The 10,786-nt window shown below is 73.6% G+C and carries 11 protein-coding genes; 2 read left to right on the top strand and 9 right to left on the bottom strand.

Annotated features, from left to right (window positions below):
• Positions 1-38: 38 nt before the first annotated feature.
• From ACPOLB_RS08350 to ggt, 8 genes are all read right to left on the bottom strand, one after another.
• Entirely contained in the window at positions 39-995 is a 957-nt protein-coding gene (locus ACPOLB_RS08350) for a Bug family tripartite tricarboxylate transporter substrate binding protein (protein ID WP_425260861.1), read from the bottom strand.
• A gap of 2 nt (positions 996-997) precedes the next feature.
• A complete protein-coding gene (locus ACPOLB_RS08345) occupies positions 998-1,756 on the bottom strand; it encodes a DUF6064 family protein (protein ID WP_425260860.1) in 759 nt (252 codons plus the stop codon).
• Complete coding sequence (locus ACPOLB_RS08340) at positions 1,753-2,700, bottom strand: aldo/keto reductase (protein WP_425260859.1); 948 nt, start codon at positions 2,698-2,700, stop codon at positions 1,753-1,755. The genes ACPOLB_RS08345 and ACPOLB_RS08340 overlap by 4 nt, the downstream gene beginning before the upstream one ends.
• Positions 2,701-2,747: 47 nt before the next feature.
• A complete protein-coding gene (locus tag ACPOLB_RS08335; RefSeq protein ID WP_425260858.1) occupies positions 2,748-3,188 on the bottom strand; it encodes a PaaI family thioesterase in 441 nt (146 codons plus the stop codon).
• Positions 3,185-3,835 carry a transglutaminase domain-containing protein gene (locus ACPOLB_RS08330; protein ID WP_425260857.1) on the bottom strand — a complete coding sequence of 217 codons (651 nt, stop codon included), beginning with the start codon at positions 3,833-3,835 and terminating at the stop codon, positions 3,185-3,187. Before ACPOLB_RS08330 ends, ACPOLB_RS08335 begins: the two co-directional genes overlap by 4 nt.
• A 27-nt stretch (positions 3,836-3,862) precedes the next feature.
• Positions 3,863-4,513 (bottom strand): peptidoglycan-associated lipoprotein Pal, encoded by a 651-nt coding sequence (pal, locus tag ACPOLB_RS08325; RefSeq protein WP_425260856.1) that lies wholly within the window; start codon positions 4,511-4,513, stop codon positions 3,863-3,865.
• Positions 4,513-5,286, bottom strand: a complete 774-nt coding sequence (locus ACPOLB_RS08320) for a ferredoxin--NADP reductase (protein ID WP_425260855.1) — start codon at positions 5,284-5,286, stop codon at positions 4,513-4,515. The genes pal and ACPOLB_RS08320 overlap by 1 nt, the downstream gene beginning before the upstream one ends.
• Positions 5,287-5,363: 77 nt before the next feature.
• A complete protein-coding gene (gene ggt, locus ACPOLB_RS08315) occupies positions 5,364-7,100 on the bottom strand; it encodes a gamma-glutamyltransferase (RefSeq protein ID WP_425260854.1) in 1,737 nt (578 codons plus the stop codon).
• Between the two features lie 120 nt (positions 7,101-7,220).
• Here ggt and ACPOLB_RS08310 point away from each other — a divergent pair, with 120 nt between their 5' ends.
• Positions 7,221-8,363, top strand: coding sequence for a CaiB/BaiF CoA transferase family protein (locus tag ACPOLB_RS08310; RefSeq protein WP_425260853.1), 1,143 nt, complete (start codon positions 7,221-7,223; stop codon positions 8,361-8,363).
• Positions 8,364-8,371: 8 nt separating this feature from the next.
• Positions 8,372-10,030 carry an MBL fold metallo-hydrolase gene (locus ACPOLB_RS08305; protein WP_425260852.1) on the top strand — a complete coding sequence of 553 codons (1,659 nt, stop codon included), beginning with the start codon at positions 8,372-8,374 and terminating at the stop codon, positions 10,028-10,030.
• Here the strand turns inward: ACPOLB_RS08305 and ACPOLB_RS08300 are convergent.
• On the bottom strand, positions 10,018-10,782 hold the full coding sequence (locus ACPOLB_RS08300; protein ID WP_425260851.1) for an arginyltransferase: 765 nt from the start codon (positions 10,780-10,782) through the stop codon (positions 10,018-10,020). The genes ACPOLB_RS08305 and ACPOLB_RS08300 overlap by 13 nt on opposite strands.
• Positions 10,783-10,786: the final 4 nt, after the last annotated feature.

Below are 10,786 nucleotides of genomic sequence, written 5' to 3'. Positions count from 1 at the left end.
GCGCCACGGCAGCGGCGCGACGCACCGCCGCGTGCCCGTCAGTTCGCCGTGATCTTGCGGTCGGCGATCACCTTGGCCCAGGTGCGGGACTCGGCGTCGATGTACTTCGCCAGTTCGTCGCGCGTGCCCGGGGCGGGCAGCAGGCCGGCGCGCGTGAGCTCGTCGTGCACCTCCGGCGCCTTCAGGGCCTTCACCAGTTCCTGGTTGAGCTTGTCGAGCAGCGGTGCGGGGGTCTTGCCGGGCGCGATGAAGGCGTACCAGTTGGTGGCCGTGAAGCCGGGCAGCACCTCGGCCACCGTGGGCAGGTTGGGCAGGAAGGGCGCGCGCACGAGGCCGGTGGTGGCCAGCGGCACCAGCTTGCCCGAGGCGATGTGCGGCCCGGCCGTGGACATGGTGGCGAAGTACACGTTCAGCCGGCCCGCGAGCAGTTCGTTGACCGCCGGGGCGCCGCCCTTGTACGGGATGTGCACGATGTCCACGCCGGCCCGGTCGTTGAAGAGCTCGCCCGCCAGGTGCGAGGCCGAGCCCGCGCCGGTGGAGCCGTAGTTCAGCACGCCGGGCTGCTTCTTCGCCAGCGCGATCAGCTCGGGCAGCGACTTCACGCCCAGCGTCGGAGGCACCACCAGCACGTTGGGGAAATTCATGCCCATCGTCAGCGGCGCGAGATCCTTCTTCGGGTCGAAGCCCAGCTTCATCATGTGCGGCGCGATGGCCAGCGGGCCGACCGAGCCGAGCAGGATCACCGAGCCGTCGGGCTCGGCCTGCGCCACCTGCTGGTGCGCGATGTTGCCGCCGGCGCCGGCCTTGTTGTCGATGACGACCGTGGCGCCCAGGTTCTCGCCCAGCCGCTTGGCCACCACGCGCGCGGCGTGGTCGGCGGCGCCGCCCGCGGCGAAGCCGACGACGATGGTGATCTTCTTCGGCAGCTCTTGCGCGACGGCCAGGGTGGTGAAGGCCAGCGCGGCGATGCCGGCCAGCAGGCGGTGCAGGGTCATCCTCAGTCTCCGTGGGGTGATGTTGTGGAGCGGGAATGTGCCACAGCCCGTGCGCCCGGCAGCGCCGGTGCCAGCGCCACCGCCAGCAGCACCGCGGTCGGCACCACGGCCTGTGCCGCGCCCATCGTCCACAGCGTCGCCGCGCTGGCGGCGCACCACGCCCAGGGCAGCACCCGCAGCGCGCCCAGCGCACGGCGCAGGCCGCGGTGCGGGCTGTCGACGCACAGCAGCAGGCCCAGCGTGCCGATCGCCGTCGGGTCGGGGGCCAGCGCCACCAGCTCGGCCTGCGCCCACGGCCGGCCCTGCAGCGGCGCCAGCAGCGGGTACAGCAGCACCGCCGCCAGCAGCAGCGCCAGGCCCAGGCGGCGCCGCCCGCCGGGCGCGGCGGCAGCGAAGCGCGCGCCGTCCGCGCCGCCGATGCCGCCGGCGCTGCACGCCAGTACCAGCAGCCCGGCCGCCTGCACGCCGAATGCAAGGGCGGCGCCCTGGGCCGCCCAGTTGATCTCGGCATAGCGCTGCAGCAGGAAGCTCCAGCCGACGCCGGCCCAGGCGAGGGCCGCCGCCGCGAACACGGCGCCCCAGGCCCCGGCCGCCAGCGGCGCGGCGTGCTGCCGCCACCACCACGCGGCCGTGACCAGGGCCAGCAGCAGCACCGGCTGCAGCGGCCACAGCGCTGCGTTGTGCAGCTCGAACAGGCGCCAGTAGGTGGCCGGCGCGAACATCAGGAAGTCCGACGGCCGGTAGGTCCACCACTCGGTCACGAGAGCGCCGCGATGTCGGCCGCGATGCGTGCGCGCAGCGCGGCGTCGGGCAGCACGCCGCGCGCCGCGCCCAGGTTCTGCCGCACGTGGGCCACCTGGCGCGTGGCCGGGATGGCGCAGGTCACGGCCGGGTGCGCGACGATGTACTTCAGCACCGCCTGCGCCCAGCCGTCGCAGCCCAGCTCGGCGGCCCAGCTAGGCAGGCGGTGGCGCTGCAGCGCCTGCAGCAGCGCGCCTTCGCGGAACGGCCGGTTCACCAGCACCGCGACGCCGCGCTCCTGTGCCAGCGGCAGCAGGCGCTGTTCAGCCTCGCGGTCGAGCGGGTTGTAGCTGAGCTGCACGAAGTCGATCGGCTGGCTGCGCAGGATCTGCTCCAGCTCGGCATGGCGCCGCCCTTCCGACGTGGAGATGCCGACGTAGCGCAGCCGCCCCGCGGCCTTCATCTCCAGCAGCCGCGGCAGGTGCTCGCGCCAGGCCAGCAGGTTGTGCACCTGCATCAGGTCGAAGCGCGGCACGCCCCAGAACGCGCGCGAGGCTTCCATCTGTGCCGGGCCGCGCGCGCCGTCGCCGACCCACACCTTCTCGGCCGAAAACAGCGCGCGCGGGTGCTGCAGCCGCGCCAGCGCGTGGCCGATGGTGGGCTGCGACGACCCGTACATCGGCGAGCTGTCGATGAGCCGGCCGCCGGCGGCGAAGAAGGCGCGCACGACCTCGGTGCAACTGGCGAGCGCGCGGTCGTCGCGGCCGACGTTGAAGGTGATCCAGCTGCCCAGGCCCACCAAGGGCAGCTGCTCGCCGCTGGACGGGATGGCGCGTGTCAGCACGCCGGGGTTGCCTTGCGCCAGTGCCGGCCAGGCGGCGGCAGCGCAGAGGCCGGTGCTGGCGGCGAGCCAGGTGCGGCGGGGCAGCGGGATCGCGGAGGAGGGGGTGGCGGCGTCGGGCATGCGCGCTTGGAGCCTGGGGCCGTGCCGCGGTTCCCGCCCCCGGCGTGTCAGCGCCGCGGCAGCTTGGCCGTGCTGATCTTGAAGATGCCGCTGACACGCGCCACCGGCGTGTCGTCGGCCGTCACCAGGCCCTGCATGAAGACCAGGCTGCGCGTGTGGCGCAGCACCTCGGCTTCGCCCTGCACCCAGGCGCCCAGCGGCGAGGCCGCGAGGTAGTCGACCTGCAGGCTGATGGTGGGCAGGAAGCGGTGGCCGATCTCGGCGCTCTTGCGGTGCGCCGACAGCGGCAGCAGCATGTCGCAGAACGTGGCCATCATGCCGCCGTGGCAGATGCCCAGCGGGTTGGTGTGGCGCGCCTCGACCCGAAAGCCCAGCTGCACCAGCGGGCCTTCGTGGCGCAGGTACAGCGGGCCGTTGGCGCCGATGAAGCCGCCCATCGTGTCCAGCGGCACGAAGCCGGCCGGCACCGGCATGTCGGCGCTGTTCATCGTGCGGCACCCGTCTCGCGCGCCACGTCGGCCGCGAAGTCGGCGTCGGCCGCCGCGGCCAGGCCGGGGTAGATGCGCGCGAAGTCGGCCGCCAGCTGCTGCAGCGGCAGCTCGTCGAAGCTGCCGCGCTGGTGCACGTATTCCATGTGGCGCTGTCCCGCGCGGTCGAAGGGGTGGTAGAGCGAATCGCTGCGGCCGTCGAAGTCCAGCGGCAGCAGCCCGAAGCGGTCGCACAGCTCGATGTTGAAGGCCGGCGTGGCCTTGACCCAGGCGCCGTCGATCAGCAGTTCGCTGTAGCCGTGCCACACGAACAGATCGGTCTGCATCACCTGGCGCATGCGCGCGGTGCTGAGGTGGTTGCGCACGTCGGCGAAGCCGATGCGCGCCGGGATGCCCGCGGCGCGCGCCGCCGCCGTCAGCAGCGCGGCCTTCGGCACGCACCAGCCGTGGCCGGTGGCCAGCACGCTGCTGGCGCGCATGCCCTGCGGCGAGAGGTCGATGCGGTAGGGGTCGTAGCGGAAGCCGTCGCGCACGGCGCCGTACAGCGCCACGGCGCGCGCGCGGGTGTCCTCGCCTTGCGCGTGCCGCGCGGCGAACGCCACGACGTCCGGGTGGTCGCTGTCGATCAGCGGCGTGGCGGCCAGCATCGGCGGTCTCGGTGCGCGGGCCGCTGCTCAGCGGTCCTTGAGCTCGGCGCGGCGGTTCTGCGACCAGGCCTGCTCGCCCTGGCCCTGGACCGCCGGACGCGTGTCGCCGAAGCTCACGGCCTCCAGGCGATCGGGCGGCACGCCCAGCAGCACCAGCGCGCGCACCACGGCCTCGGCGCGCTTCTGGCCCAGCGCCAGGTTGTATTCGCGGCCGCCGCGCTCGTCGGCATGGCCTTCGACCACCACGCCGGCCTGCGGCGCCGCCAGCAGCGCGCGGGCGCGGCGGTCGATCATGCCCTTGTACTCGTCGCGGATCTCGGTGCGGTCGAAGTCGAAGTACACGATGCGCTCGACCTCGGCCTGGCGCGGCGGCAGCGCGGCGGCGCTGGCCATCGTGCCCGGCGCCACCGGGCCGGGACCGGTCTCGACACCGGCACGGCGCGGCTCGGCAGCGGAAGCAGGCAGCGTGGACCGCGCGGCGGCTGCCGCACGCGCGGCGTCGCGGGCAGCCTGCGCCCGCGCTTCGGCGGCGGCCGCGGCGGCCATGCTCTCGCTGGTGGCCCAGGTGGTGCTGTTGCTGCTGCGCACGACCACCGCATCGCCTTGCGGTCCGGTGCTGCAGCCGGCGAGGACGGCGACGGCGGCCAGGCTCAGCAGGGCGGTGCCGGCGCTGCGCATCACTGCTCCGCGAAGGCGCGCTCGATCACGAAGTCGCCCGGCGTCGAGGTGTTGCCTTCCTTGAAGCCGCGGCCTTCGAGCATGTGCTTCAGGTCGCGCAGCATCGCCGGGCTGCCGCAGATCATCACGCGGTCGTGGATGGGGTCGAGGCTGGGCAGGTCCAGGTCCTCGAACAGCCGGCCGGTGGCGATGGCGTCGGTGATGCGGCCGGTGTTGCGGTAGGCCTGCCGCGTCACGGTCGGGTAGTACAGCAGCTTGTCCTTCACCATCTCGCCCAGGAACTCGTGCTCGGGCAGCGTCTCGGTGATGAGGTCGTGGTACGCCAGCTCGTCGACCTCGCGCACGCCGTGCACCAGCACGATGTGCTCGAAGCGCTCGTACACCTCGGGGTCGCGGATGATGCTCATGAAGGGCGCCAGGCCGGTGCCGGTGGACAGCAGGTACAGGCGCTTGCCCGGCAGCAGGTAGTCGGCCACCAGCGTACCGGTGGGCTTCCTCCCGACGATGACGGTGTCGCCGACCTGGATGTGCTGCAGCCGGCTCGTGAGCGGGCCGTCGGGCACCTTGATGCTGAGGAACTCCAGGTGCTCCTCGTAGTTCGGGCTCACGATGCTGTACGCACGCAGCAGCGGCTTGCCGTTGACGCGCAGGCCGATCATCGTGAAGTGGCCGTTGGAGAAGCGCAGCGACGGGTCGCGCGTGGTGGTGAAGGTGAACAGCCGGTCGGTCCAGTGGTGGACGCTCAGCACGCGTTCTTCGTTGAAGGCGCTCATCGCTTGCAGGGGGCTCGGGGAGGGTCAGGGACAACCCGAATCGTACCCGGGACCGGCAAGGCGCCCGCGGCCGTGTGTCAGTGCCCCAGCGCCAGGCCCGTGCCGCGGCGCGGGTCGTTGGCGCCGTACAGGCGGTTGTTGCCCACCGGCTTGCCGCCGACCGACGGCGCGCCCACCAGGATGGCGGCCACGTGGTTGGCCGGCTGGGCCGGCGCGAACTGGTGGCCCATGCCGAGCAGGATGTCGCGCGTGTCGGGGCTCAGCGCGAAGGGCTCGAGACTGGTTGCCTCGGGCAGCCACTGCTGGTGGAAGCGCGGCGCGTCCACGGCCTCCTGGATCGTCATGCCGTGGTCGATGACGTTGACCAGCGTGTGCAGCAGCGTCGTGATGATGCGGCTGCCGCCGGGCGTGCCCAGCACCATCGCCACCTGGCCGTCGCGCAGCACGATGGTGGGGCTCATCGACGACAGCGGCCGCTTGCCCGGCGCGATGGCGTTGGCGCGGCCCTGGACCAGGCCGTGCAGGTTGGGCACGCCGGACGCGATCGTGAAGTCGTCCATCTCGTTGTTCAGCAGCACGCCGGTGCCGGGCGCCATCACGCGCGCGCCGAACCAGTCGTTGAGGGTGTACGTCACCGACACGGCGTTGCCCAGCCGGTCGACGATGCTGTAGTGCGTGGTGTTGCTGCCCTCGTGCCAGGCCGCATGCGGCGGCACGCCCGGTCGCACCGAGCGCGCGTCGCCCGCGCGCGCGGGGTCGATGGTCGCGCGGATCTGCGCCGCGTGGTCCTTGCTGGTCAGCTGCACGATGGGGTTGTTGACGAAGTCCGGGTCGCCGAGCGCGTGGTTGCGGTCGACGTAGGCGTGGCGCATGGCCTCGATCTGCACGTGCACGGCCTTGGCGGCGCGCCAGCCCCAGTCGGCCAGCGGGTAGCCTTCCAGCACGTTCAGCATCTGGCACAGCACCACGCCGCCGGCGCTGGGTGGCGGCGCCGACACGACGCGCCAGCCGCGGTAGTCGCACTCCACCGGGCGCAGTTCGCGTGCGGCGTAGCGCTCCAGGTCGGCCGCCTGCAGGATGCCGCCGCCGGCCTGGCTGCTCTCGACCAGCGCGGCGCCCACCGGGCCGCGGTAGAAGCCGCCCGGGCCTTCCTCGGCGATGCGGCGCAGCGTCTGTGCCAGGTCCTTCTGCACCAGCCGCGCGCCGGCAGCCGGCGGCTCGCCCTGCGGCAGGAACACGGTGGCCGCGGCCGCGTCGCGGCGCAGGTCGTCGGCGGCGGTCGAGAACATGTCGGCGTCGCCCTGCTCCAGCACGAAACCCTCGTCGGCCAGGCGGATCGCGGGCGACATCAGCAGCAGCGGCGACAGCGTGCCGTACTTGCTGCGCGCCATCTCCAGCCCCGCCACGGTGCCGGGCACGGCCACCGCCAGGTGGCCGCGGCGGCTGAGGCCGGGCACGGGCTGCCCATCGGGCCCCAGGTACATGCCGGGGCGGGCGGCCAGCGGTGCGGTCTCGCGGAAGTCGATGAAGCTGCTGCGGCCGTCGGCCAGCCGCAGCGTCATGAAGCCGCCGCCGCCCAGGTTGCCCGCCGCGGGGTAGACGACGGCCAGCGCGTAGCCCACGGCGACCGCCGCGTCGATGGCGTTGCCGCCGGCCTTCAGCACGTCGACGCCCACCTTCGTGGCCAGGTGCTGGGCGGTGACGACCATGCCGTTGGGGGCGGCCACCGGCGCCGGCGAGGCCGCGTGCAGCGCGGTGGGGCACAGCAGGCCGGTGGCAAGCAGCGTGAGAGCAGGGCGCAGGCGGTGCAGCATGGCGCGGAGTCTAGGGTGGGCCGCGGTGCTGCCGAATCCAGGTGTTCCCCGGGCCGGGCCCGGTGTGGCGCAGCGCGGCGCTGAGGCACACTCGTGCGCTGCTGAACGACGGTGTCGCCGATGGGACCTCTGCACGGATTGCGCGTGATCGAACTTGCCAGCATCGGGCCCGGCCCGATGTGCGCGATGCTGCTGGCCGACCTGGGCGCCGACGTCGTGCGCATCGACCGCACCGAGGCCAGCGGCCTGGGTGTCGCGATGGCGCCGCGGCATGACGTCAACGCGCGCAGCCGGCGTTCGGTGCAGCTCGACCTGAAGCAGCCCGCGGGGCGCGACGCCGCGCTGCATCTGATCGCCGGTGCCGACGTGCTGATCGAAGGCTGGCGACCCGGCGTGGCCGAGCGCCTGGGCCTGGGCCCGGCCGCGTGCCTCGCACGCAACGCCGGCCTCGTCTACGGTCGCATGACCGGCTTCGGCCAGACCGGCCCGCTGGCGCAGGCCGCCGGCCACGACCTGAACTACATCGCGCTCACCGGCGCGCTGCACGCCATCGGCCCGGCCGGCGGCAAGCCGGTGCCGCCGCTGAACCTGGTGGGCGACTACGGCGGCGGCGCGCTGTACCTGGCCTTCGGCGTGATGGCCGCGCTGTACGAGCGCCAGCGCTCGGGCCGCGGACAGGTGGTCGACGCCGCGATGGTGGACGGCGCGGCCTCGCTGATGTCCATCTTCTACGGCCTGCAAGCCGGCGGCAGCTGGGATGCGCCACGCGGCGAGAACCTGCTCGACGGCGGCGCGCCCTTCTACGACACCTACGCCACCAGCGACGGCCGCCACGTGGCGCTGGCGGCGCTGGAGCCGAAGTTCTTCGCCGAGCTCGCCACGCGCATCGGCCTCGACGCCCGCTTCGTGCAGCGCCAGTACGACCGCCGCCTGTGGCCCGAGATGCGCAGCGCCATTACCGCGGTCATCGCCACGCGCAGCCGCGACGACTGGTGCGCGGCGCTGGAAGGCAGCGACGCCTGCTTCGCGCCGGTGCTGTCGATGGACGAGGCGCCGCAGCACCGCCATGCGCGCGAACGCGAGGCCTTCGTCACGCTCGACGGCGTGGTGCAGCCCGGGCCCGCACCGCGCTTCGACCGCAGCCGGCCGGCGCCGCCGCGGTCGGCGCCCACGCCGGGCCAGCACACCGACGCGGTGCTGGCCGAGGCCGGCTTCGATGCCGCGGCGATCACGGCGCTGCGTGCGGCTGGAGCCGCGAAGTGAGTGGCGAGATGGACAACTACCGCATCCCGCCCGACGCGCGGCCCGCCGCGTCGCTGATCCTGCTGCGCGACGGCGCGGCGGGCATGGAGGTGCTGATGCTGCGCCGCGCCGAACGCGACGGCGACCAGCGCAGCGGCGCCTGCGTGTTCCCGGGCGGCGTGGTCGACCCGCGCGACCGCCTCGCCCATGCGCACGCGGTGGGCTGGGACGACGCGACACTGGCCCGGCGCTTCGGCATGGCCGAGGGCGCGCTGGACTACGCCATCGCCGCGCTGCGCGAGTGCTTCGAGGAAGTGGGCCTGCTGCTGCTGGACGCCGAGGTCGACGCAGCGCTGGCCCAGCCCTGGCGCGACCGCCTGCAGCGCGGCGACGCGGGGGCGGCCGACTTCGCGCAGGCCCTGGGCGTGCGCTGGAACCTGCAGGGGCTGGCGTACCACAGCCACTGGCTGACGCCGCCCGGCACGCCCAAGCGCTTCGACACCCGCTTCTTCGCCGCGCTGGCGCCCGCCGGCCAGCACGCCGAAGCCGACTACGGCGAAGCGGTGGAGCTGATGTGGCTGACGCCGGCGGAGGCGCTGTCGGCCGAGCGGGCGCTGAAGCTGCTGCCGGTGACGCGCCGCACGCTGCAGGACCTGGGCCGCTTCGCGCGCGCGGCCGACGCGCTGGCCGAGGCGCAGGCGCGGCAGCACATCCCGCTGACGATGCCGCGCGTGGGCCGCTCGCGCCACGGCGAGCGCGTGGTCGTGCTGCCCGACGAACTGCCCTACGCCGAGATCGGCCGCCTCGACCCCACCGGCCGCGGCGACGTCTGCAGCGACATCGTCGCCGGCCGCGCGGTGCGGCTGTCGCCCCACGTGTTGCGCGTCACCGCGCACAACCCGGGCGTGATGACCGGCCCCGGCACCAACAGCTACCTGGTCGGTGCCGGCGACCACTGGGCGGTCATCGACCCCGGCCCCGACCTGGCCGCGCACCAGCAGGCGCTGCTGGACGCCGTGGCCGCGGTGCACGGGCGCATCACGCGCATCCTGGTCACGCACACGCACCGCGACCATTCCCCCGGCGCCGCTGCGCTGGCGCTGGCCACCGGCGCACCGGTGTGGGGGCAGGTGGCGGCGCACCCGCAGTGGCAGGACGACAGCTTCGCGCCGCAGCGCGAGCCGCAGCACGGCGAGCGCATCGCGCTCGCACCCGGCGTCACGCTGCGCGTGCTGCACACGCCCGGCCATGCCTCGAACCACCTGTGCTACCTGCTGGAGGAAGAGAAGACGCTCTTCACCGGCGACCACGTGATGCAGGGCTCCACCGTCGTGATCAACCCGCCCGACGGCGACATGGCGGCCTACCTGCGCGCGCTGCGGGCCCTGCTGGATGAAGACCTGGACTGGCTGGCGCCCGGCCACGGCTTCCTGGTCGACCAGCCGCACGCGGTGCTGCGCGCGCTGATCGCGCACCGGCTCAAGCGCGAGGCGCGCGTGCGCGACGCGCTGCGCGAGGCCGGCGCGGGCAGCCTGGACGACCTGGTGCTGCTGGCCTACGCCGACGTGCCGCCGGCGCTGCACCCGGTGGCCCGGCGCTCGCTGCTGGCGCACCTGCTGAAGCTGCAGGCCGACGGCGAGGCCGCGACCGACGGCGAGCGCTGGCTCCGCGCGGGCTACGCCGGCTGAGCGGGCTGCGCCGCGGCAGGCGGTGCCTGCCACTGCCCGTCTAGCAGCACCTGGTAGGGGCCGAACTGTGTCTTGTAGGCCATCTTCGGGCTCTGCGCGATCCAGTAGCCCAGGTAGACGTGCGGCAGCTTGAGCTGCCGCGTCTGCTCGATCTGCCACAGCACGCTGTAGGTGCCGTAGCTGGCGTGCGGCTCGGGTTCGTAGAACGTGTAGACGGCCGAGATGCCGTCGTTGAGCACGTCGAGGATGCTGACCATCTTCAGCGCGCCGGCACTGCCGTCGACGGCGGCCTCGCGGAACTCGACCAGGCGCGAGTTGACGCGGCTTTGCAGCAGGAACTGCGTGTACTGGTCGACGCTGTCGTGGTCCATGCCGCCGCCGGCGTGGCGGCCGCTCTGGTAGCGCAGGTAGAGCTGGTAGTGCTCGGGCACGAAGCACAGGCGCAGCACGCGGGCCTTCAGCGTGCCGTGTGCCTTCCAGGCGCGGCGCTGGCTGCGCGTGGGCGCGAACGTGGCCACCGGCACGCGCAGCGGCACGCAGGCGCGGCAACCGTCGCAGTAGGGCCGGTAGGTGAACATGCCGCTGCGCCGGAAGCCGTTGGCCACGAGACCGGAATAGGCGTCGGCATGGATCAGGTGGCTGGGCGTGGCGACCTGCGAGCGCGCCTGCTGGCCCGGCAGGTAGCTGCACGGGTACGGCGCCGTGGCATAGAACTGCAGCGACGAGAGAGGAAGCTCTTTCGGATGCGTCACGCGG

It is taken from the genome of Rubrivivax soli (assembly GCF_049810355.1).
Classification (GTDB): Bacteria; Pseudomonadota; Gammaproteobacteria; order Burkholderiales; family Burkholderiaceae_C; genus Rubrivivax.
Note: the sequence above shows the minus strand (reverse complement) of the source record. Positions and strands in the feature narration are given on the sequence as shown.

Coding starts and splice junctions, on each gene's coding strand:
- ACPOLB_RS08350 (WP_425260861.1), bottom strand. CDS start 995: ATGACCCTGCACCGCCTGCTGGCCGGCATCGCCGCGCTGGCCTTCACC.
- ACPOLB_RS08340 (WP_425260859.1), bottom strand. CDS start 2,700: ATGCCCGACGCCGCCACCCCCTCCTCCGCGATCCCGCTGCCCCGCCGC.
- ACPOLB_RS08335 (WP_425260858.1), bottom strand. CDS start 3,188: ATGAACAGCGCCGACATGCCGGTGCCGGCCGGCTTCGTGCCGCTGGAC.
- ACPOLB_RS08330 (WP_425260857.1), bottom strand. CDS start 3,835: ATGCTGGCCGCCACGCCGCTGATCGACAGCGACCACCCGGACGTCGTG.
- pal (WP_425260856.1), bottom strand. CDS start 4,513: ATGCGCAGCGCCGGCACCGCCCTGCTGAGCCTGGCCGCCGTCGCCGTC.
- ACPOLB_RS08320 (WP_425260855.1), bottom strand. CDS start 5,286: ATGAGCGCCTTCAACGAAGAACGCGTGCTGAGCGTCCACCACTGGACC.
- ggt (WP_425260854.1), bottom strand. CDS start 7,100: ATGCTGCACCGCCTGCGCCCTGCTCTCACGCTGCTTGCCACCGGCCTG.
- ACPOLB_RS08310 (WP_425260853.1), top strand. CDS start 7,221: ATGGGACCTCTGCACGGATTGCGCGTGATCGAACTTGCCAGCATCGGG.
- ACPOLB_RS08305 (WP_425260852.1), top strand. CDS start 8,372: ATGGACAACTACCGCATCCCGCCCGACGCGCGGCCCGCCGCGTCGCTG.